This is a genomic window from Bifidobacterium sp. UTBIF-78 (genome assembly GCF_006408945.1).
In the GTDB taxonomy this organism is placed as follows: Bacteria; Actinomycetota; Actinomycetes; order Actinomycetales; family Bifidobacteriaceae; genus Bifidobacterium; species Bifidobacterium myosotis.
This window is the reverse complement of the sequence record NZ_JFAO01000011.1, coordinates 66,045-88,446: the sequence shown is the minus strand read 5'-3', so window position 1 is coordinate 88,446 and position 22,402 is coordinate 66,045. Positions and strand designations below refer to the sequence as shown.

Below are 22,402 nucleotides of genomic sequence, written 5' to 3'. Positions count from 1 at the left end.
CGCACGCTGATCGTGCTGCTCGCGTTCGTGGCGCTGGTGGCGTCCCCGCTCCCCGTCCATGCGGATGACACGGACGATCCGACCGGCTCAAGTCAGATCGATGGGTCCGGTGACGCCGGCGACATCGGCAACCGGCCCAAACAGTCCCTCACCATCGAGCGAAGCACGGCGGTGGTCACCGATTCGTCGGGATTCCATGTGACGGTGATGGTCGCCAACAACGACGACAAGCCCACACCGGCCGGACGGCTTGACGTCAGCGTCAACGCCCTGTTCACGTTCGTGTCGCGCACGGATATCCAAGCCTGGGCCGAGGGGGACGCGCCGATTCCCACGCCGGACGGGCTGGGCTCGGTGCAAGTGCCGGTCATCGCCCCCGGCTCGACCATCTCCGTCACGCTTGATGTGCCGTCCAACCATCAGGGGCTTGCGGCCATCAGCACATGGGGGCCCAAACCGTTGTTGATCTCCTATATCGCCGATGGGCAAATACTCACCAACCTGACGAGTTTTCTGACGCGATCGGCGGATGGGCTTGACACCGCGCAAACGCCGGCCATGAACCTTACCGTGGCCATGCCGTTGACCGCGGACGGATGGCAGGCCGATACCGATGCGGTGGATGCCCTTATCGCCGACAAGAACGGCACCGGCACCACCAATGGCACCAATGGCAACGCCACCAGCAGCGGCAAGCCCGGTACGATCGGCGGCAACAGTAACGGCAACGGCAACGGATCTTCGGATGCCGGCGCGAACTCGGGCTCGAGTACCGGCGGCAACGACGCAGCATCCGGCAACGGCAGCACAGGGAACAGCGGAAGCAGCGGAACCGCCGGAAACAGCACCGGCTCCGGCAAGACCGAATCCACCAAGACCGACCCGCAACCCGTGACGCTGTCCGAGCAGGAGGAGGATTCCGCCCACACGCTGATGGAGGTCGCCGAGCGACACCGCAACCTGCAGGTGGTGGCCGATCCGCTGTATCTGCGCGCCGCGAACATAGAGCCGATTATGGCCGGCATCATGCAACCGGCCGATTTCGACATCACCGCCTACACCGCCATAGGCAACGAACGGGCGTACCGGAAGGCCGGCGTGGACGAGGCGCAATGGAATGCCGACCAGGCCAAGGCACTGGTCAATGGCAATTCCGTCACCACCTATGCTTGGCAGGGCAACGCCGGCTGGTCGCTCAAGGCCCTGACCAAGGCCCGCGAGCAGGGGTATTCCACGGTGATTGCGGACGATTCGTTCGACGCGGAAACCACCGATACCGTGCACACCGGCACCTATGTGGTCAACACCTCCGCCGGTGACGTGACCGTGCTCAAGGAGCAGGCGGAGCTTAGCGCATTGGCCCACGGGCAGGCCACCAGCAAGGACGCCGCCGGCGAGACCAGCGACGCCGGCCGACTGGCCCGGCTTCTGGCGCAAAGCGCGTTCTATCAGATGGAACAGCCGTATACCGCGCGCAATCTGCTCATGACCTTCTCCCGAGCCAGCTCGTCCGGATGGGTCGATCAGGTGATGGGCGCTCTGGAACAGGCCTCCTGGTTGCGTCTCACCGATCTTGAGACCATGGCGAAGACCGAACCGTACAGCGTCAGCGACACGGTCAACCTCAGCGACGCCGCCACCGATGCATCCGCGCAATCCGGTACGCGAACCGTGCTGGATCAGTTGAACGGCAGTCGCAAGGACATCCTGCGCTTGGGCGAAGCGGTGCTGAAGCAGGGCGTGGACTCCGATTCCCCCGCGCTCGACCCGCAGGCCCTCGCCCGTCAGGACGCCAAGGACACGGCCTCGCGCAACGGCGACCCGACCGAGTGGGTGGCCTCCCTGCTTGCGGCCCACGATGACTTCGCGCTGCACGCGTTATCCGGCACCAGCCGAAACGACACCGCCCAACGCATGGTCAACGCCACGCGCGCCATGGCGGACACGCTGCTGGGCAAGGTGTCCATCACCCCGTCCGAATCGGTGTCGGTATTCAGCGAGTCCGCGAAGATGCCGGTGACCATCAGCAACAAGCTTCCCTATGCCGTCAGCGTCACGGTGAATTCCATCACCGATTCCATGCAGATCGTGACCTCGCGGTCCACCACCGTCGACGTCCCGGCGAATGGCGAGGCGCAGGTCTCCTTCACCATCCGCGTCTCCACCTCCGGATCGACCACCGCCCATGTCTCGCTCGCCGATCGCGACGGTCGCGCCTTCGGCAACGTGCAGGACACCACCATCACCAGCGTGATGCGCATCAGCGATATGAGCGGTTTCGTCATCATCGGCTTCGCAGTGTTGTTGGGCATCATGGGCCTGTGGCGTCAGTTCAACCGTAAGAAGGATCCCGACGAATGAGTTCCACCGTTGGCCGTAACTCCTTGATCATGGCCACCGGCACCGCGGCATCCCGCGTGACCGGTCAGCTGCGCACGATTCTCCTGGCTGCAGCGATCGGTACCACCGGTCTGGCCGCGAACGCCTATCAGGCGGGATCGATGATTCCGCAATCCGTGTTCACTTTGGTGTCGGGCGGCATCTTCAATGCCGTGCTGGTGCCGCAGATCGTGCGCACGATGAAGGAGAAGGACGCTCAGGAACGACTGAACCGACTTATCACACTGGCCATCGGACTGCTGCTGGTCATGACCCTGATCATGGCCGCCGCGGCACCGTTGCTCACGCTGCTGTACGTAGGCGGCGACGATCATCAGATGATTGCGCTGACCACCGCGTTCACGCTCTGGTGCATGCCGCAGGTGTTCTTCTACGGCTTGTACACGGTGCTGGGGCAGATTCTGGCCGCACGCGATCATTTCGTCACCTATGCATGGAGCTCCACCGGAGCGAATGTGATCAGCTGTGCGGGCTTCGCCGCGTTCATCATGCTGTTCGGCAAAGCCAACGAGCAGCCGCTCGATTTCTGGACCGCCGACAAAATCGCGTTGACGGCCGGCACTTGGACGCTGGGCGTGGCGTTTCAGGCGCTCATTCTGTTCCTGCCGCTGGCTCGCATCGGGTTCAAGTACCGGCCCAGTTTCGGCCTGACCGGCTTCGGCCTCAAGGCTATGGGACCGGTGGCGCTGGGCTCGCTGGGCGTGGTCATCACCAGCGAAATCTCCGGCATCGTGCTGACCCGCGCGGCCACGCTCGCACCGCAGTACGCGCACGACCTTACCGGCGCGAGCCTGTTCTCCGTGGCCGGCAACGCCACCTACCAGAACGCCTACACGCTGTTCGTGCTGCCGTATTCGCTGATCGCCGTTTCCGTGTCCACCGCCATGTTCCCCAAGATCTCACGATCCGTGGCGGCACGGGATCTGGATGAGGCCCGCCGGGATCTGGGTAGCGCGCTCAACAATGTCGGATTGCTACTCATGTTCTTCGCCGCAGCGATGATCGTCTTCCCCGAACCAATCATCCGCGCGCTGCTACCGTCGGTGTCGATGGACGAGACGATGCTCATCGCCTATGCGCTGACGGCCCTCTCCGTGGGCATCCCGCCGTGTTCCGCATTCCTGCTCATCCAACGCACGTTCTATGCCTTCGAGGACGGGCTTCATCCGTTCCTGTCCGCATTGCTGCAGTACGGTCTGGTCTCGGCGTTCATCATCGGAGGCGTGATGGTGCTGCCGCCCGAGCACTGGGTGACGTGGATCGCTTGCTCGGTCACCATCGGCGCGTTTCTGGCTTTGCCGCCCACGCTCATCATGCTGCGTAGGCGATTCGACGGCCATCTGGGCGGCCGCGGCATCATCATCACCTACGCGAAGGCCGTGGCGGCCGCCGTGATCGCCGGTCTGGTCACATGGCTGCTCAAGGGGCCGGTCACCGATTTGTTCGGCGTGAGCATCCGTCATACCGGCGGTCACATGGGGTGGTTCGCCGCGTTAGGCATCTGCGTCGTGCTCACCATCGTGTTGGCCGTGGTATATGTGGGCATGCTGTGGATGTTGCGTACGCCCGAACTGACCGGTGCGGTGCAGGCGGTGACCGCACGATTGGGGCGGGGTAAGCGCACGGCATCATCCTCCGGGACTATCCCCAAGGCCAGCCCGGCGGATAGAATATCAACGTCAATCCCTAATATCAGCAACAACCATACGGAGCCGGATGAGCCTATGAAACCGCAGCTGGGAGATACCATTCTCAACCGATACACGCTGGTGTCCTCGTTGCGCGAGGAACCCGGCATCGCAGCGTGGAAGGCGAACGACCGTGTGCTGGCGAAGGACTGCCAGCTGTTCATCGTGTCCAACAGTCAGGTCCTGACCACGGTCGATGACATCGCGGGACGTATTGTGGCCACCAAGCCGGCCCACCACGTACCGGTGCTCAAGTACCGCATGCAGGCCGGCGTGCTGCTGGCCGTGATGCCGTTGGATCGCGGCCTGTCCGTTTCCGAGTATCTAGCCGGGGCGGGCAATGTACTGAGCCATGACGCCATGCGTTCCATCATCGGCGAGACCCTGCAGGCCATTCGCCCGATGCTGGCCGGGTCTCCCGTCAACGAGGCCATCACCACCGACACCGTGCGCCTGACCGCCTCGGGTGTGGAAATCGCGGACGCCCCGTTCACGCCGTTGTTGGCGGACACCTTGGGATTGGGCGTCGCACAACAGCAGTCACGCCAGCCGGAAGGGCCCGAGCAGGTGGCCATCCGTCAGCTCGCCGCACTGCTGTATGCCCTGCTGACGCATTCGCCCAGCCAGGCCGAACCGCATTTCGACCTCAGCCAGTTGCCCATGGACACTCCGGGCGAGTTCCGGGTGATTCTCAAGCGCGGTCTGAATCTCATCGAGGCGGACGATCCGACGCTGCCCATGGCCTCCCTTGCCGAGCTTGAGGCGCTGTTGGGCGATTGGAAGCCGCTGAGCGATATGGGCTCGAACAGCTCCACGGATATCGCCCTGCCGAACGTCGATGGCGAATGCTCGATCGCCACGGCGCCGTTGCAGCCGGTCGCTGAATCGGACGTGAATCCCATTCCCGCCGGATTGGTGAGCAGCCAGCAACTGCCGACGCTGTCCATCAACACTAGTGCACCGAATATCGCGATGCCGGCGGTTCCGCTGCCGGATGACACCAGCAAGAACGGTACGGCCAACGGCACGCAGAAGGACGAGCGTCGTCTGTTCGATTTCAATAATCTGTCCAACGCCTGGCAGGATGAGAATCTGTCCGGCGAGGATACCGGCGATTGGTATAGCACGTTCAACCCAGCTCCCACCTCGGCCGCCGTGGGCAACTCGAGGCTGGCCGTCCCGATTCCGACCGGTAACCTTGCCGAACCCGCACCGGGCGAGACCACGAGCCGCATCCCAATCTTCGATGCCGCCGGCCGCGAGGTGGCTCCGGGCGAGGAGTCCCTGCGCGCATTGGAGGAGGAACAGGCGCGCATCGCCGAAATCGCCGCCATCCCGCCCAGTTTCGAACCGAAGAATCCGCCGAAGAAGACCGTGGACTCGGAGTTGCCCAATGAGCATCTGTTCGGTAACTTCACCACGAAGGTGGTGGCGATTGTGGTTGCCGTGCTGGTGGTCGCAGCCGCCACGGTCTGGGCCGTGATCGCCTTCCGCGACAGCTCCAGCAACCCCGCTGACGTCTCCACCGGCAAGTCCGCAGCCGCAGGCCAGTGGCCCGAGTTCGACGAAAGCCAGGTCCCATTCGGCAGCGGCACCGGGTCCTCCGCATCCGGTGATAACGAATCGGATTCGTCCTCCCAGTCGTCCTCCTCCGACTCCAGCCAGACAACGAACGGTTCCTCTTCGTCCGATTCCCAGTCCAAGAAGAGCGAGAAGGCGACCACGGCCGATAAGGATTCGAAGGCCGTCCCCACCCCGAAGCATGTGAACAATACGCCGTACACCATCTCCAGCGCGAACTTCCTGACCAATCCCGGTGGACAGTCGGGTTACGCGTACTATCTGCATCTCGACCAGCCGCATGATGTCTACCGCATGACGGTGACCATCCGCACGTCGGGTGGTAAAGGGTACATCCGCGCGAACACCACCGGCGATCCGACACAGGGTGAGCAGGTTGCGGAGTTCACCTTCGCCGAGGGAGGCACCACCGAAATCAAGTTCACCAAGACGGTGAACGCACAGGACCTCATCCTGTGGGTGCCAACCGACAGCATGCCGCAGAACCAGCTCTACATCCAGAAGGTGGAGGTATTCTAATCCGGTTTTTCATCGGATGGCGCGAATGAGGTCCTGAATATAGCCCCTCGAAAAACCGGCTTCCCGAATAAACGGGAGGCCGGTTTTCTTATAGGTCAGCAGAGGTACCGAAGAGACCTGTTCCCATTGAAGTGACTTTTCCGACCGAATAGCATACGGATGGTGTCACGTCATAGTGGTCCGTCATAGTGGTCCGTCTCGCTAATAATCGAGTACTGCATCTCCTATCTCTCCCCCCAGTCAGCTTCGCTGCCAGTCCCTTCATCAGAGGGGACCACCACCACTCAGACAAGTACGGGATAGACCAATAGGTCCGCCAATGAACTCACGGCAAGGATTCGGTAGTCGTAGTGTTCAACATCAGCTGAAGGTCTTACGAAGATGTGAGAATGTTTCACGTGAAACATCGTGTGATTATTATCGGTTCCGGTCCTGCCGGATATACCGCAGCCATCTATTTGGGACGCGCGGGATTCAATCCGCTGCTCATCACCGGCGCTCTGGCACCGGGAGGCCAACTCGTCAACACCACGGAAGTAGAGAACTTCCCCGGATTCCCCGAAGGCATCATGGGTCCGGATCTCATGGATCGTATGAAGGAACAGGCCAAGCGATTCGGCGCGGAGTTCCTTGCGGACGATGTGGTGTCCGTGGAGGTGCTTCCCGCTCAAGGAGGCGATAAGCCGCTATACCGTCTGACGACTTCGGACGGGGAGCAATTTGACACCGCTGCGGTTATCGTGGCCACCGGTTCGAATGTGCGTAAGCTCGGCGTGCCCGGCGAAGAGGAGCTCTCCGGTCATGGCGTCTCGTACTGTGCCACCTGTGACGGCTTCTTCTTCCGCAACAAGCCAATCGTCGTGGTCGGCGGTGGAGACTCAGCCTTCGAGGAGGCGTTGTTCCTCACGCGCTTCGGCTCGTCCGTCACGCTGATTCATCGGCGCGACACGTTCCGCGCATCGCAAATCATGGTTGACCGTGCCAAGGCCAATCCTAAGCTGACCTTGGTGACCAATACCATCGTCACCGCCATCGAGAGCGGCACCGACTCCCCTGCAAGTGCGGATGCAGCACAGTCCGAGACTGCCGGGTCCAATGCGGTGAGCCCTGTAGCGAATGCTCTGGGCGGCGGTTTGTTGGCCAATCACGCCGGACTGTTGGCGGGCTTGTCCAAGCAACCGCCGAAGCACGTCACCGGCGTCACGTTGCGCAACACCGTCACCGGTGAGGAAAGCAATCTGGATTGCGCCGCAGTGTTCGTGGCCATTGGTCACACCCCCGCCACCGATTTTGCGGCCGATCTGGTTGAACGCGATGATGACGGATACATCCTCGTGGATGGTGGCAGCACACGCACATCTGCGCTTGGTGTCTTTGCAGCAGGTGACTGCGTGGACCGCACCTACCGTCAGGCCATCAGCGCCGCCGGCATGGGCTGCCGCGCCGCCCTCGATGCCCAAGCCTACTTGGAGTAGCTTCCCCTGCAATGGGAGCATAGGCTTATCGGATTCCTCGAGTCAGAACCAATACACGGTTCTGACGCATAGCACGTTGTGGGGTTGATGGAGGGGTCTCTCAACACACTCAAGGCCGTTCGGCCAAGCTTACGGTTGAGAGACCCCTCCATCAACCCCACAACGTTATACAAGCCTTCGTATTGAGTGTTCTGTTATAGACGCTATCTATACGCCAGATATAGCGCATTCTGTACGAGCTGTCGGGTTGGGGAAGGTGTTGTCCAACCGTAGGCTTGGCCGAACGGCCTTGAGTGTGTTGGACAACATCTTCCCCAACCCGGCAGCGGTCAACATCAATGTCACCGATGAACCCCTAGCCGCGAGTCACAATCCAATCCCTAACAATCCACTCGTTGCACTATAGAAAAGGCTACGCTGCCTCATTCCTGAATGCGTAAGAGTGAACCTTCAGTATGGTGGCCTAAGTTGATAGCATTTAATTACGAATACCCAAGTTGTGACTCAGTATAAGTATCTCTTAAAGGAGAGCTGCTGGACTGACGTGGGCATCTCCCAACCGTAGACTCGGCCGAACGGCCTTGAGTGTGTTGGGAGATGCCCACGTCAGTCCAGCAGCGGCCAATACCGCAAATGGTTAATAGTCCAGAATTATCAGGTCAGAATATCAGACCCAATGGCTTTCGGACGTCTTGGCATCGGTTGCTTCGGTTCCGCTCTGTCCGGGAACAAGCAGCTGAATGATGCGATCCATGTCTTCGGGCGACGAGAAGACGATCTCGATGCGACCGTGCTTCTGGGTACCTTTGATGGACACCTTGGTGTCGAAGTGATTCTCCAGGCTTTGCTGAATGGCAGAGCCGACCCACGGGTTGGTTTTGGAGGTCTTCGGCTTCTTGGGCTGCTCCCCCGAGGCGATCTTCATGGAAACGATCTCCTCGGTACTGCGAACGGACAGTCCCTCCGCAATGATGCGTGAGGCGAGCTTGTCCATCTCCTCCGGATCGCTGAGCCCCAGCAACGCGCGCGCATGGCCGGACGACAGCACGCCGGCCGCCACCTTCTTCTGCACCGCGGCCGGAAGGTTCAGCAGTCGCAAGGTGTTCGCAATCTGCGGACGGGACTTGGACACCGACTTCGACAGCTGCGCCTGCGTCAGACCGAATTCATCGATCATCTGCTGGTAGGCGGCCGCCTCTTCCAACGGATTCAGCGCCACACGATGCAGGTTTTCCAGCAAGGCGTCGCGCAGCATGTCGTCGTCAGCCGTCGTCTTGACGATGGCCGGAATGGTCTCCAAGCCGGCGAGTTGCGAAGCTCGCCAACGACGCTCACCCATGATGAGTTCGTACGGGCTGTCCATACGACCCGAGAACGGGTTGGCGTTCGCCTCATGTCCCTGCTCTTCAGTCTGCGCAGCCTTGGCTGCTTGGGCCGAGGCAATCTGATCGGCGGGACGACGACGCACCACAATCGGCTGCAGTACGCCGACTTCCTTGATCGAAGCGGCAAGCTCGTTGAGATCATCCTCGTCAAAGATGGTACGGGGCTGATGGGCATTCGGGCCGATATCCGCCAGCTTCAGTTCGGCAAGGTAGCCACCTTCCACCGGCTTCAGCTCCTCCTGAGGAGAATCCTGCTGATCCTTGTCACTGGACTTCTTGGCTGTCGATTCCTGTGATGTTTCACGTGAAACATTCTTGCCGGCCTTGGAGGACTGGTCGCCATCAGGCGACTGAGTGGAGGCAGCGGAGCGATCAGTGACCTTGCCGCCATGCGGCACCGGAATGAATGTGTCAATCGGCGTAGTCGTCACCGGCACATCCTCACCACCGAAGAACAAATCGCTGGGATGGGCGATGGCGCCGATGCTTGGCATCGAGGCACGCTTGCCGGCGGATTTCTTCGCGGCTTTGCCAGAGGGCTTCTCGCCAGACGCCTTGCTGGTCGCGCCACTCGATGACTTGGAGTCGACATTCACAGACTTGGTGGCGGACACAGCGGACTTATCGCCACGTTCCGCGCCGTCTTCCGCCGCATGCTTGTCCGCATCAGGCAACAGTTCCAGCTGAGCACTTGCATCCTGCTCCCCCGGCAGCGTAGGGAACAACGCACCGAGACCTTTGCCGAGTCGAGATTTCGATGTCATGAGTTGTGCTTCCTCCTCGCATCAATGGCCTCAAGTACCTGCTTGGAATGTTTGGCAATCTCCAATGCCGCCTCACCATAGGCAATCGCACCGATACCACGAGGGTCATAGGCGATTACCGATTGCGAGAAACTAGGCGCCTCGGAAATCTTCACGGAACGTGGAATAGTGGTGTCAAGCACGATGCTGGGGTAATGGCCCTTGACCTCGTTATACACCTCGCGGCTAAGCAATGTGCGTCGATCAAACATGGTGATCAGCATGGTGGAGACCAGCAGCACCGGGTTGAAATGCGTCTGCACCAATCCAATGGTGTTAATCAGCTGTCCCAAACCTTCCAGCGCGTAGTACTCGGCCTGAATCGGAATCAGCATTTCCGTCACCGCGCACATGGCATTGATCACCAGCAGACCCAGACTCGGCGGGCAGTCGATGAACACGTAATCGTAATGCTTGTCCGACTGACGAAGGTACAGATCAAGCGCTTCCTTGAGCAGGGTGTTACGATTCGGCAGGTCCGCCACCTCAAGCTCAGCGCCGCTCAAATCAATGGATGCCGGCACCACGTCCAGAGACGGAAAATCAGGGCAGACGGTCATGACGTCCCCCAATCCCGAACGTCCCTCGATGACGTCATACACCGACTTCTCCCCCGACGCATGTGGCACGCCAAGGGCCGTCGAAGCATTGCCTTGCGGGTCCATATCGATGACCAGCACCTGTGCGCCTTTGCTGGCCAGCGCGGCGGCGATGTTCACCGTGGACGTGGTCTTACCGACGCCACCTTTCTGGTTCGCCACAGCAATACGGCGGGTCTTCGCGGGCTTCGGAAAAGCAGCATGCTTCAGCGCATCGTACCGGGAGGATTCATCGGCAATCTGATTGCCCAGCACGGAGCCCTGTCCATCAAAAATACGATGAAGGGTTTCGGAAGCTGTTTCCATCGGTTCCGATTGATGATCCTTTGCGGCCATCGTTCCTCCTTGCACAAACGTAAGTTCCAGTGTTCACATTCGTATGGACATGATTTCGGTTTATCCACAATCCCACCATGCTATGTGGATAACTGTGGATAACCAGTGGGTGAGCGACGATATATTACGCGTTTATCACCCTTGTAATCGCTGATTTTTCAACGTTTTTCGAGTTGTGCACCAGCATGGCGCAAAATTGTGGATAACTTTGCGAATGATGCTCGATTGTGGATAACTGCCGTTTCATGTCAAACTCACCCATCAGCGCTTATCCACCAACACGACGTGCGTAGGCTCCAGATCAGGTCCTACAGCAGCCTCGACAACGCGGGGTGACTGGCCACCGAAGCGTGCAATCTCCTTAGCGGCCTTATCGAGCTCAGCCTGTGCGGACCGTCCTTTGAGCGCCACCAGTCGCCCTTGGGGTTTCAGCAGAGGCAATGTCCATCCGGACAGTTTCGTCATAGGGGCGACGGCGCGGCAGGTGACCACAGCGAACGGATGCCTTTTGCGCTTACGCACCTGGGCGATCACTGCATCGGAACGATCACGAATGATGTCGACATTACTCAGCTCCAACAGGTCCACACATTCGCTCAGCCATTCCACACGACGCTCCATCGGTTCGATCAGCGTAAACCGATGATCAGGCAGGCAGGCCGCTGCGACGATACCGGGGAAACCTCCCCCACTACCCACATCAGCCACGGTTTTGAATCTTGCCCCTGCAGTGGCCTCACGTACATACGGAACAATAGCCGCCGAATTCAGGATATGACGTTCCCAGATGATATCGACGTCACGCGGACCGATCAAACCACGAGGCTCACCCTCCTCGGCGAGCTTGGCATGAAAACGTTCCAGTGCAGGCAATGCATCACCCAGCACTTCGGCAAGCACCGGCGAGCCATCCAGCTGATCCGCCATTATCATCCCCTTTGCACTATGTTCCACGTGAAACACCAGCGGTTTCACGATGCACACGTATACATGGAAAAGGCGCCGTGCGATACGACGCCATCTCCATTTCATTTCAGGAGTTATAGTCGGCGATTCGACTTCACCCCATCCGCCCATCCGTCGACGTAGTGCCGGTGAAAGGTTCTCCCTAGTAAACCTTCCACCGGCGCCGCGCCGACGTGTACAGTCAGCGGGAGGGGATTCCGTCGGTTTTCACCGAAGTCTTATGTTCGGACGACTCACTCACTCCTCGTCAAGTTCGTCGTCTTCGTCCTCGGCCTTGCTCCGCATGTACACCGTAACATAACGGTGCGGCTCTTCGCCATGCGAGCGAGACTTCAGACCTTCCTCGCGTACCACATCGTGAACCACCTTACGTTCGAAGGAGTTCATCGGCTTCAGGTCCACCGGCTCGCCGGAGTCCTTGACCGCGTCAATGGCATCGAGTGCGATATCGCGCAGGCGCTGACGCTTGCGCTTGAGGAAGCCGTCCACATCGACAATCAGATGGGAGCGTTCGCCCGTCTTCTGCTGGACGGCAAGTCTGGTGAGCTGCTGCAGCGCATCCACGACCTCGCCATTGCGGCCGATCAGATGCTTGATGTCAGTGTCATCATCGGCGACGATCTGCACCGTCGGGCGATCGTTGCGTACGCCCATCTCGATGTCGCCTTCGTAGTCGGCGATGTCCAACAGGCCTTCAAGGTAATCTGCGGCGATGTCAGCTTCCTCATTGAGCTGATCGATCGTCTTTCCATCATCCTGCGCCATACGCCTCTCCTTTTACGTCAGGTCTGAATTCCAAGTCTAAGCCCTGCCCACCCGAAACGGTGAACAGTGTCGCGGGTGTCCGGTGTTTCACGTGAAACATCGGACACCCGCTTCGCGATCCGTTACTTCTTCTTTCGCTTCCTCACTGGCTGCTGACGCTGATAGCCCTGAGTCTCCTTGCGCGCGGCCTCCTCCTTGGCCTTCTGCAACGCCTCCTCCTCAAGCGAAGGCTGACCGGCCTTGGCGCGACGCTCGTTCTCGCGGCGGTAGTCGCGCTTCTCCTTGTCAGCAGCGGCCGGGGACCCGGGCGTCGGGAAGTAAGTGACCTGCCACAGCGTACGCAACAGGTTGCACACGTTGTTGGTAAGCCAGTACACCAGCACGGCGAACGGCATGGTGGTGCCGGAGAAGATGTACATGAGCGGCAAAACCCACAGCATCATCTTCTGCATGGTCTCGGTCTGCTTGTTCATCGAGGCTGTCGCCATGTTGCGCTTCATACTGAAGTACTGCATGAACCACAGGCTGAAGCACATGAGGAACACGAAGATACCGATGACGATCTTGCCGCTGGTGGAGGCGGAGCCGAGGTTGTCACCCACGCTCACGACGCCGAAGATGTCGGTCTTGGTGAACTGCTGCGCGGTGGCGATATCGAACGCGCCAAGCGGGCCACGCTTCTCGCGAGCGATGAACGGAATGGCCGAAAGCGTGTAGAACATCGACATGAACACCGGGCCCTGGATGAGCATCGGCAGGCAGGACCCGGCCGGATTGGCGTCGTTGTCCTGATAGAGCTTCATCATCTCGCGGCTCATGGCCTCCTTGGAGGCCTGATCCGTCTTGCCCTTGTATTTGTTCTGGATGCGCTGCATCTTCGGGGCCAATGCCTGCATCTTGCGCATCGACTTCATCTGCTTGTAGAACAGCGGGAAGATGCCCGCCTGCACCACCAGCACCAGGCAGATGATGGCGATGACCCACGAGACGCCGATCGGGCTCATGCCGAGCATGACGAAGAAATCATGCACCAGCTTCAGAATCCAGGTCTGCAGCCACTCGATCGGGGTGAGGATCTTATAGAAGAATCCCCAGAACCCGGTATCGAGGTAGAACACGTTTTGGTTTAGCATCGATGGGCCTCTCCTTGAGTGTGGGCCAATGGTGTCAGCCGAGGCTCCTCATGAGCCTTCGACCACGAAAATCTGTAGAAAATCGAATACCGCTGCGGCACATCGTCGATTCCCCCGCGACTCCACGGCCGACAACGCAGCAGACGAAGCACGGCGAGCAACCCGCCGCGAAATGCACCATACCGTTCGAGCGCCTCGATGGCATAGTTCGAACAGCTGGGGTAGTACTTGCAACAAGGCGGTGTGTTCGCGGAAATGGTGCGCTGATACCAGCGCACTCCCGCAATCAACACCGCCCTGAGAGAAGTCATAATGTCACGCCGTCTTTCGCGCCACAGTGGCGAACGCCTTGGCGATCTGCTCGTCCAACGACGAATACGACGCTGCAGCCGCGCTCGGCTTCGCGCGCAACACGATATCGCAGCGTTCGGGCAGGAGAGCCTCATGGGTTCTGGCCAGCACCCGGAAGCGGCGCTTCACGGTATTGCGTGTAACGGCCTTGCCGACGGATTTGGATACGGCCAAACCCAGACGACGATACGTCGCCTGTTCCTCATCATGAGCGTCGTCGGGCACCAGATAGTGCACGACGATGTCCTTGCCACCGACTTTGCGCCGGCGCTTCAGCACGGTGACAAAATCACGATGGCTTTGCAGCCGCTCCACCTCGACTATGCCGCTGTGGTAATGGTCCGACCGAATCAGGCGGACAGGGTCTTGCGGCCCTTGGCACGACGACGGTTGATCAGCGCGCGACCGGAACGGGTGCGCATGCGCAGACGGAAGCCGTGCTTCATGTGACGACGACGGTTGTTCGGCTGGAACGTCCTCTTCATAATCTATTGCTCCTAGGTCTATTCGGCAACGCTTCGCGCTGCCCTCACGTGAGTCAAGCTATACCAAGCTACCCTCACCCCTCCCCTGAAGTCAAAACGAGAGAGGTTTTTTCACATTTCGACACGGCGCACGACACGCCGAGACACCCCGATAAACGGCGGAAAATCAAGCATTCGCGGCTCAAAGTTATCCACAAATTACATGCCTGTTATTCACATTCCAGTATTTTCAACACGCAACGCGGTGGATAACTTCCTCACATCGGAGTAAACATAGAGAGTTGTATTATCCACGAGACCGAGCGAAGAAAGGGCCGACGACCATGGTGCATGCTTCCGGCGACCCTGCAGTCGAAGCCGCTCATATCTGGGCCAACGCCCTTACCATGCTCAAGCATAACGCATCGCTGAGCGCAAGGGAGAAGGGCTGGCTCGAGGGCGTGGTGCCCGAAGGCGTGTACGGCTCGACCATCGTGTTGTGCGTGGACAACAACGTCACGATGCGCGCCATCCAAGGCGATCTCAACGAACCGCTGGTTCAGGCCCTGCACACGGTGACCGGCCAGAACATGTTCCCGGCGTTCAAGGTGGTGCCGCCCAGCGAGCCCGAACGCACGCCGGTGGCCAAGCCGTTCACGATGGAGGCGAATCCGACCGTCGCCGATTTCGGCAAGGAGCCATTCGGCGCCGGCGCGGCCATGTCCGCCCCCGAACCCACGCCGATCGTGCCTCCGTCGGAGCCGCGTTTCCCCATGGGCCAGCAGAAGATGAACCGCGACCCGGAGACGCATCTCAATAAGAACTTCACGTTCGATTCGTTCGTGCCCGGCGATTCCAACCGGTTCGCCCGCACGGTGGCACTGGCCGTGGCCGAAGGCTCGGGCCAGGACTTCAACCCCCTGTGTATCTACGGCGGATCGGGCCTGGGCAAGACCCACCTGCTCAACGCCATCGGTAACTACGCCCTGGTCAAGGACCCCAGCCTCAAGGTCCGCTACGTCACCAGCGAGGAATTCACCAACGAATTCATCGACGCGCTGCAGAACCCGAACCAGAGCCAGGGCCAGATCGCCGAATTCAACCGCCGCTACCGCCAGGTGGACGTGCTCCTCATCGACGACATCCAGTTCCTCGGCGGCAAGGAAGCGACCCTCGACCAGTTCTTCCACACGTTCAACTCGCTGCACCAGGCCAATAAGCGCATCGTCATCGCCTCCGATGTAGCGCCCAAGAACCTCAAGGGATTCGAGGCGCGCCTGATTTCCCGCTTCGAATCCGGCCTGACCGTCGATGTCAAGCCGCCGGACCTCGAGACCCGCATCGCCATCCTGCGCATGATCGCCTCGATGAACGGCTCCAAGATCCCCAACGACGTGCTCGACCTCATCGCCGAACGCTTCACGGAGAACATCCGCGAACTCGAAGGCGCGCTCACCCGCGTGACCGCCGTCGCCTCGCTGAGCAACCAGCCCGTCACCCGCGCACTGGCCGAACAGACCCTGCAGGACTTCTTCACCACCGACGTCGAAATCAAACCCACCGACATCATCGGTCAGGTGGCCAAGTACTTCCACCTGACTTTCGACGATCTGGTGGGCCGTTCGCGCACCAAGAACGTGGCGTTGGCGCGGCAGATCGCCATGTATCTGGCCCGCGAGATGACCAGCATGAGCCTGCTCGACATCGGCGAGGTGTTCGGCGGGCGCGATCACACCACGGTGATGCACGCCTACACCCGCGTGAGCGACGAAATGCAGCAGAAGCAGGAGATCTACAACTACGTGATGGAGCTCACCGTGCGACTCAAGCAGAACAGCGACTGATTGCCGTCCCGCACGATCCATCTGACAGACCGTTTTCGGCCCTTTTCCCGATTCGTTCGGGGAAAGGGCCGTTTTCGTTCGCTGGAATCGATTCTGGTGGATGGGAGTCTTCACGGGTCTTCACGGGTTGCCGCCCACGAACGGGCGGCATGGGCATTGCCCCCGACGTCTCTTCCCCAGTCAGCTGCGCCGACAGCCGTCCTGCAAGCATGGACGAGTTCTGCGCGCAGCCTGCTGGATCGCGCCATCTTTCGGCCGCCGCGCGTCGCATCCGCAGGCGATATCCGGGAGAATGCGTTCTGAAGAACGTTTTCGGCACTTTCGTTCGAGCCTGCCGGAAAACCCTCGAAAACGGTCTCTGAAATCGATTCTCCCAGCCGGAACGGGTGCGCAACACGCCGTGCGGAAAACAAAAGTAGGGAAAAGTTATCCACATAGTTATTCACAAATGTGGGTAAACTCTGCGGATAAGTCGTGGATTACCCCGGATTTTATGGTGGAAAACTCGTGCATAATCGAGGCTCGATGGTGGAAAACCATTTCCGGTCGTTGAGGCTGTGGATAAGTCGGCTAGTTATCCACCGTTTATACAGAAGTTATCCACATTTTGCGATGAATTATCAACCGTTGCGACAGTAGGGCTCAACCCCACTTATCCACACTATCCACCGCCCTTATTATGGCTATTACCTACCGTGCTTAAGAATTCATCGTCGCCATGATAACCGCGAGGGCCCCTACGGACGGTAGCCAACCGGCCAGCGGTTAGAATGTTCTTCAGCACAACCGACGAAGGGAAAACACGCACTCATGAAAGTCGAAATCGACACCGCAGCCTTGGCCGACGCAGTGGCATGGACCTCACGCGTCATCGACGCGCGCCCATCCAACCCGATTCTCGCCGGCGTACGCCTTGAAGCCATTGACGGCACACTTCAGTTCTCGGCATTCAACTACGAGATTTCGGCTCGGCACCACATCGAAGCCGGAGTCGACGAATCCGGCTCGGCACTGGTGCTGGGTAAGCTGCTGGCGGACATCACCAAGTCGTTGCGTAGCGAGAAGACCTACCTGGTCACCAATGAATCGACCTTGACCATCACTTCCGGCAAGTCGACGTTCACCCTGCAGCTCATGCCGGACGCCGAATATCCGGATCTGCCGACTGTCCCGCCGGCGCTGGGCCAGGTCGATGCCCCCACGTTCGTGCAGGCGGTGAACCAGTCGTGTGTCGCGGTCTCCCGTGAGGAGAACCGCCCGGTGCTGACCGGCGTGCGCATGCAGTTCCAGGGCAACAAGGTGGTCATGACCTCCACCGACCGCTTCCGTCTGGCCCGTGCCACCTTCACTTGGACCCCGCAGGACGCGAACGTGGAAACCACCACGCTGGTTCGCGGCTCCCTGCTCAAGGATGTGGCCCGTTCGCTCGACGAGCACCAGAACATCCGACTCGATTTCGACGCCGACTCCCCCACGCTGCTGGGCTTCGAGAACGCCGGCCGCGTCTCCACCTCGCAGCTCATCGACGGTGAGTTCCCCGCGGTCGATCGCCTGTTCGCCGATGACTACCCGATCCAGGCGGTGGTCAGCCGGCAGGATCTGCTCGATGCGATCAGCCGTGTGGCGCTGGTGGCCGAGCGCAATGCCCCGATCCGCATGGTCTTCTCCGGTCAGGAGGTGCAGCTTTCCGCCGGTTCCGCCGATGAGGCCCAGGCCAACGAAACGCTGGAAGTGGACATGGATGGCGACGACATCACCGTGGCGTTCAACCCGTCCTACCTGAAGGAGGGTCTGTCCGCCATCGCCGAGCCGTTCGTCCGCATCAAGATGACGACGCCGGTCAAGCCGGTCGAGTTCAACGGCCAGCAGGAGGCCGACTCCGACGAATCGATGGACTACCGCTACCTGCTGGTGCCCATGCGGTTCAACAGCTGATGTACATCTCCCGTCTTGCCCTAGACCACTACCGCTCATGGAGTCAGGTAGTGGTCGATTTCGTTCCGGGCGTCAATATCATGGTCGGCCGCAACGGGTTGGGCAAAACCAATCTGGTCGAGGCCGTCGAGGTGCTGTCCACCGGGGCAAGTCACCGGACGTCCGGCACCCTGCCGCTGATCGAGCGGGGGCAATCGACCGCCACGATCCGCGCGAACGTCGTATTCGATGACGAACCGGTCACGTATGAGGCGTCGATTCACGCGCGCGGCGCGAACCGAGCCCGCGTGAATTCAGGAAAATCGCTGTATCTGCGCGATATCGTCGGACGGATTCCCTCCGTCAGCTTCACCCCGGAGGATCAGCGGCTGGTCGCGGGCGATCCGGGCAGCCGCCGGTCGATGCTGAATCAGGCCGGCGCACTGCTGGAACCCGGATATGCCGCGGCGTTGCAGCAGTTCACCCGCATCGGCAAACAGCGCGCGACGTTGCTCAAGCAGCTCGGCGCCAACGCGAACGCCGGCCGTCCGGTCGACGCGCAGTTGAGCGGGTTGGAGATCTGGACCGGACAGTTCATCGAGACCGGCATGACCTTGACCCGGATGCGGGCGCGCGTGATCGAACTGCTCGCTGGACCGTTCGCCTCGATGTACGAGCGGTTGTCCGACCGCCATGGACAGGTGCGGCTCGCGTATGCGCCGTCATTCGAGGAAGTGCTCGTGTATGACGATCCCCATCCGGCGATCAGCGAGCATTTCCAACGCATCTACCCCGGTGAGGTGGCTCGCGGCGTGAACCTCATCGGCCCGCAGCGTGATGATCTGCAGCTGGATCTGGACGGGATGGCCGCCCGCGAATTCGCTTCGAACGGCGAGATGTGGACGATGGCGCTGGCGCTCAAGATGGCGTTGTTCCATGTGGTGCGCGAACGACTGGGCATCAAGCCCATCGTCATCCTCGACGATGTGTTCGCCCAGTTGGATGACGGCCGGCGCCGTCAGATCCTCGATTTCGCCGACGGTCAGGACCAGGTGCTCATCACCGTGGCCGCCGAGGGTGATGTTCCCACGCATCGGGACGCGCATCTCATCGACGTCGGGGCGCTTGTGGGTCCGGATGCCAACGAATCGGCAATAATGGATTTATTGTCTGGTTTACGGGAAAAGCGAATGACCGAACCTCAGTGGGGAAAAGAAGGGGCGCATCAGCCTGATGACAGCTCGGCCTCTTCTGAGAACGGGGAGGGTGCCGGAACCGGGACGACTGCCGACGGGGCGCGGTCATGATGCCGCCGATCGCCGAGGCCCTGCATCTGGACGCCACCGCACTGCCGGCTGAGGTATTCGAACGTCTCTCCCGGCGCGGGGCGCTCCTCAAGGACCGTCGCAGGCGCAACGAGGAGTCTATCGAGAACTTCGGCAAGCCGGGGCGCGATCCGGCCGAGCTCGGCGACGTGATGTCCACCATCGCCGGCAACGGCGTGTGGTCCACCAACCTCAAGCTCGCGCAGCTGCGCAATCACTGGGACCAGGTGGTGGGCGAGGGCGTCGCCCGTCACTCGGCCGTGGCGGACTTCACCGACGGCGTGCTCGTCATCCGCGCCGAATCGACGGTCTGGGCCACGCAGCTCACCTACCTCATCCCCCAGCTCACCGACACCATCCGCCGCAATCTCAAGGGGCTGACCATCAACGAGATACGCGTGACCGGCCCCGCCGCCGGATACACCCGGAAGTGGGCCCGTCGGCGGTGATGCCGGTGGGCCAGGTGATCCCCCGGTGATGCCGTCGTCACCGATACTGCCGATGCCGTCGTCGCCGCGGACGGTCGCCGCAGATGGCATGCGAGGCTGTAGGAGCCTCGCTATGGCGCTCGTCGTGTGAAACGAGTAAAATACATAAAGCATGGTCAAACGGCTGGAGGAGCCCTTTACGAGCGTTCTAAGCCATATCACCCCGAACGTGACCGTCATTTGCGGGGCTGACCTTGAAGTTACGGAAGGAAGCCTGTTGGCAGACGAAACCAGCAAAGAGGAGCAGCTGAGGGCGGCGAGCGATCGCATCAGCAATGTGGAGCTCACGGAGGGTGAGCTGGATGAATCCATGGCCCCCGAACATTACGAGGCCTCCGATCTGAGGGTGCTCGAGGGACTTGAGGCGGTGCGCATCCGTCCGGGCATGTACATCGGTTCCACCGGACCGCGCGGTCTGCATCATCTGGTCTATGAGATCGTGGACAACTCGGTGGACGAGGCGCTGGCCGGATACGCCAGTCACATCGAGGTCACCATCCTGCCGGACAACGGCATCCGTGTGGTGGACGACGGCCGTGGCATCCCGGTGGACGAGGTGCCCGGCGAGGGCATGTCCGGCGTGGAGACCGTGATGACCAAGCTGCATGCCGGCGGCAAGTTCGGCGGCGGCGGTTACGCCGTTTCCGGCGGCCTGCACGGCGTGGGCATCTCCGTGGTCAACGCCCTGTCGACCCGCGTGGAGATCGAGGTGCGCCGTCAGGGCTTCCACTGGACCCAGACGTACATCGACCAGCACCCCACCGACCGCCTGAAGCAGGGCGAGCCGATGGCCGAAGGCGAGTCCACCGGCACGTCCGTGACGTTCTGGGCGGACCCGAAGATCTTCGAGACCACCGTCTACGACTTCGAGACGCTGCGTTCCCGCTTCCAGCAGATGGCCTTCCTGAACAAGGGCCTCAAGATCAGCCTGACCGACCTGCGCGAGAACGACCAGGCCGGCGACGAGGTGACCGGCGACGACGTGCCGGACGCCGGCGAGACCCATCAGACCGTCACCTACCAGTACGCCAACGGCATCCAGGACTACGTGGATTATCTGGTCAAGATCCGCAAGGCCACGCCGGTGGAGGACGAGGTCATCAGCTTCGAGGCCGAGGACCTCAAGCTCGGCATCTCCGCCGAACTCGCCATGCAGTGGACCACCGCGTATTCCGAGTCCGTGCACACGTTCGCCAACACCATCTCCACCACCGAGGGCGGCACCCACGAGGAGGGCTTCCGCGCCGCGCTGACCAGTCTGGTCAACCGCTACGCACGCGAGAAGGGCATCCTCAAGGACAAGGATGAGAATCTCTCCGGCGACGACGTGCGCGAGGGACTGACCGCCGTGGTCTCCGTCAAGCTCACCAACCCGCAGTTCGAGGGCCAGACCAAGACCAAGCTCGGCAACTCCGAGGCCAAGGCCTTCGTGCAGCGCGTGATGACCGACAAGCTCGGCGACTGGTTCGACGCCCACCCCAGCGAGGCCAAGAACATCATCCAGAAGGCCATCGAGGCCTCCCGTGCGCGTCTTGCCGCCAAAAAGGCCCGTGAGAACACGCGCCGCAAGTCCATCTTCGAATCCGCCGGCATGCCCGACAAGCTCAAGGACTGCCAGTCGAACAACCCGGAGGAGTGCGAGCTGTTCATCGTGGAGGGCGACTCCGCAGGCGGCTCCGCCATCCAGGGCCGCAACCCGATCACGCAGGCCATCCTGCCGCTGCGAGGCAAGATCCTCAACACCGAGCGCGCGAGCCTGGACCGCATGATGAAGTCGGACACCATCGAATCGCTGATCACGGCGGTCGGCGGTGGCTATGGCGAGGACTTCGACCTGTCCAAGGTGCGCTACCACAAGGTCATCATCATGGCCGATGCCGATGTGGACGGCGCGCACATCGCCACGCTGAACCTCACCCTGTTCTTCCGCTACATGCGCCCGATGATCACCGCCGGATACGTGTACGTGGCCATGCCGCCGCTGTACCGTCTCAAGTGGACCAAGGGCCCGCACGACTTCGTGTACACCGACGCCGAACGCGACCGTGTGCTCGCCGAGGGCAAGGAGGCGGGCCGCCAGCTGCCCAAGGGCGAAGGCATCCAGCGCTACAAGGGTCTAGGCGAGATGAGCTACCAGGAGCTGTGGGAGACCACCATGGACCCCGAGCACCGCATCCTCAAGCAGGTGCACATCGAGGACGCGGCCGCCGCCGACGAGACCTTCTCGATGCTCATGGGCGACGAAGTGGAGCCCCGCAGGCTCTTCATCCAGCGCAACGCCAAGAACGTCCGCTGGATCGATGCGTGACGCGCATCCTCCGCGAGCGGAGAATGCAATCCCTTGGCTCCCCTCAGAGAGAGGGAGC

16 protein-coding genes are annotated in these 22,402 nt (G+C 60.9%); 8 read left to right on the top strand and 8 right to left on the bottom strand.

Annotation, left to right across the window (positions count from 1 at the left end; translation table 11 throughout):
• Positions 1 to 27 precede the first annotated feature (27 nt).
• From BG22_RS03265 to BG22_RS03255, 3 genes are all read left to right on the top strand, one after another.
• Positions 28 to 2,361 (top strand): DUF6049 family protein, encoded by a 2,334-nt coding sequence (locus tag BG22_RS03265; protein ID WP_140493197.1) that lies wholly within the window; start codon positions 28 to 30, stop codon positions 2,359 to 2,361.
• The gene (murJ, locus tag BG22_RS03260) at positions 2,358 to 6,188 is read left to right on the top strand and encodes a murein biosynthesis integral membrane protein MurJ (protein ID WP_140493156.1); all 3,831 of its coding nucleotides are present in this window, start codon (positions 2,358 to 2,360) and stop codon (positions 6,186 to 6,188) included. The genes BG22_RS03265 and murJ overlap by 4 nt, the downstream gene beginning before the upstream one ends.
• Before the next feature lie 389 nt (positions 6,189 to 6,577).
• Positions 6,578 to 7,663, top strand: coding sequence for an NAD(P)/FAD-dependent oxidoreductase (locus BG22_RS03255; protein WP_169834053.1), 1,086 nt, complete (start codon positions 6,578 to 6,580; stop codon positions 7,661 to 7,663).
• A gap of 667 nt (positions 7,664 to 8,330) precedes the next feature.
• On the opposite strand, the gene BG22_RS03250 is transcribed toward BG22_RS03255, so the two are convergent.
• The 8 genes from BG22_RS03250 to rpmH form a co-directional block, all read right to left on the bottom strand.
• Positions 8,331 to 9,644, bottom strand: a complete 1,314-nt coding sequence (locus BG22_RS03250; RefSeq protein ID WP_375137687.1) for a ParB/RepB/Spo0J family partition protein — start codon at positions 9,642 to 9,644, stop codon at positions 8,331 to 8,333.
• Positions 9,645 to 9,808: 164 nt separating this feature from the next.
• Positions 9,809 to 10,786 (bottom strand): ParA family protein, encoded by a 978-nt coding sequence (locus tag BG22_RS03245; RefSeq protein ID WP_140493150.1) that lies wholly within the window; start codon positions 10,784 to 10,786, stop codon positions 9,809 to 9,811.
• 261 nt (positions 10,787 to 11,047) lie between these two features.
• Positions 11,048 to 11,713 (bottom strand): 16S rRNA (guanine(527)-N(7))-methyltransferase RsmG, encoded by a 666-nt coding sequence (gene rsmG / locus BG22_RS03240; protein WP_140493148.1) that lies wholly within the window; start codon positions 11,711 to 11,713, stop codon positions 11,048 to 11,050.
• Between the two features lie 276 nt (positions 11,714 to 11,989).
• Positions 11,990 to 12,517, bottom strand: a complete 528-nt coding sequence (locus BG22_RS03235) for a R3H domain-containing nucleic acid-binding protein (RefSeq protein ID WP_094667436.1) — start codon at positions 12,515 to 12,517, stop codon at positions 11,990 to 11,992.
• Positions 12,518 to 12,639: 122 nt separating this feature from the next.
• Positions 12,640 to 13,650: a membrane protein insertase YidC gene (yidC, locus tag BG22_RS03230; RefSeq protein WP_140493145.1), complete on the bottom strand. Its 1,011-nt coding sequence runs from the start codon at positions 13,648 to 13,650 to the stop codon at positions 12,640 to 12,642.
• Positions 13,644 to 13,961, bottom strand: a complete 318-nt coding sequence (yidD, locus tag BG22_RS03225) for a membrane protein insertion efficiency factor YidD (RefSeq protein ID WP_169834052.1) — start codon at positions 13,959 to 13,961, stop codon at positions 13,644 to 13,646. The genes yidC and yidD overlap by 7 nt, the downstream gene beginning before the upstream one ends.
• Before the next feature lie 4 nt (positions 13,962 to 13,965).
• A complete protein-coding gene (gene rnpA, locus BG22_RS03220; RefSeq protein ID WP_140493142.1) occupies positions 13,966 to 14,316 on the bottom strand; it encodes a ribonuclease P protein component in 351 nt (116 codons plus the stop codon).
• Between the two features lie 35 nt (positions 14,317 to 14,351).
• Entirely contained in the window at positions 14,352 to 14,486 is a 135-nt protein-coding gene (gene rpmH, locus BG22_RS03215; protein WP_055427958.1) for a 50S ribosomal protein L34, read from the bottom strand.
• 323 nt (positions 14,487 to 14,809) lie between these two features.
• On the opposite strand from rpmH, the gene dnaA reads away from it, so the two are divergent.
• The 5 genes from dnaA (at position 14,810) to gyrB (ending at position 22,344) form a co-directional block, all read left to right on the top strand.
• On the top strand, positions 14,810 to 16,309 hold the full coding sequence (dnaA, locus tag BG22_RS03210) for a chromosomal replication initiator protein DnaA (protein ID WP_140493138.1): 1,500 nt from the start codon (positions 14,810 to 14,812) through the stop codon (positions 16,307 to 16,309).
• Positions 16,310 to 17,119: 810 nt separating this feature from the next.
• Entirely contained in the window at positions 17,120 to 18,244 is a 1,125-nt protein-coding gene (dnaN, locus tag BG22_RS03200; RefSeq protein WP_140493135.1) for a DNA polymerase III subunit beta, read from the top strand.
• A complete protein-coding gene (gene recF, locus BG22_RS03195) occupies positions 18,244 to 19,530 on the top strand; it encodes a DNA replication/repair protein RecF (protein ID WP_140493132.1) in 1,287 nt (428 codons plus the stop codon). The genes dnaN and recF overlap by 1 nt, the downstream gene beginning before the upstream one ends.
• The gene (locus tag BG22_RS03190; protein WP_094667430.1) at positions 19,527 to 19,997 is read left to right on the top strand and encodes a DUF721 domain-containing protein; all 471 of its coding nucleotides are present in this window, start codon (positions 19,527 to 19,529) and stop codon (positions 19,995 to 19,997) included. Before recF ends, BG22_RS03190 begins: the two co-directional genes overlap by 4 nt.
• 256 nt (positions 19,998 to 20,253) lie before the next feature.
• Positions 20,254 to 22,344 (top strand): DNA topoisomerase (ATP-hydrolyzing) subunit B, encoded by a 2,091-nt coding sequence (gene gyrB / locus BG22_RS03185; RefSeq protein WP_094667429.1) that lies wholly within the window; start codon positions 20,254 to 20,256, stop codon positions 22,342 to 22,344.
• The last annotated feature ends 58 nt before the right edge of the window (positions 22,345 to 22,402 follow it).

What these genes read in the sequence shown, in the direction of transcription:
- murJ (WP_140493156.1), top strand. Translation starts at nt 2,358, where the DNA reads ATGAGTTCCACCGTTGGCCGTAACTCCTTGATCATGGCCACCGGCACC.
- yidD (WP_169834052.1), bottom strand. Translation starts at nt 13,961, where the DNA reads ATGACTTCTCTCAGGGCGGTGTTGATTGCGGGAGTGCGCTGGTATCAG.
- recF (WP_140493132.1), top strand. Translation starts at nt 18,244, where the DNA reads ATGTACATCTCCCGTCTTGCCCTAGACCACTACCGCTCATGGAGTCAG.
- BG22_RS03190 (WP_094667430.1), top strand. Translation starts at nt 19,527, where the DNA reads ATGATGCCGCCGATCGCCGAGGCCCTGCATCTGGACGCCACCGCACTG.
- yidC (WP_140493145.1), bottom strand. Translation starts at nt 13,650, where the DNA reads ATGCTAAACCAAAACGTGTTCTACCTCGATACCGGGTTCTGGGGATTC.
- rsmG (WP_140493148.1), bottom strand. Translation starts at nt 11,713, where the DNA reads ATGGCGGATCAGCTGGATGGCTCGCCGGTGCTTGCCGAAGTGCTGGGT.
- dnaA (WP_140493138.1), top strand. Translation starts at nt 14,810, where the DNA reads ATGGTGCATGCTTCCGGCGACCCTGCAGTCGAAGCCGCTCATATCTGG.
- BG22_RS03255 (WP_169834053.1), top strand. Translation starts at nt 6,578, where the DNA reads ATGTTTCACGTGAAACATCGTGTGATTATTATCGGTTCCGGTCCTGCC.
- BG22_RS03235 (WP_094667436.1), bottom strand. Translation starts at nt 12,517, where the DNA reads ATGGCGCAGGATGATGGAAAGACGATCGATCAGCTCAATGAGGAAGCT.
- rpmH (WP_055427958.1), bottom strand. Translation starts at nt 14,486, where the DNA reads ATGAAGAGGACGTTCCAGCCGAACAACCGTCGTCGTCACATGAAGCAC.
- dnaN (WP_140493135.1), top strand. Translation starts at nt 17,120, where the DNA reads ATGAAAGTCGAAATCGACACCGCAGCCTTGGCCGACGCAGTGGCATGG.
- BG22_RS03245 (WP_140493150.1), bottom strand. Translation starts at nt 10,786, where the DNA reads ATGGCCGCAAAGGATCATCAATCGGAACCGATGGAAACAGCTTCCGAA.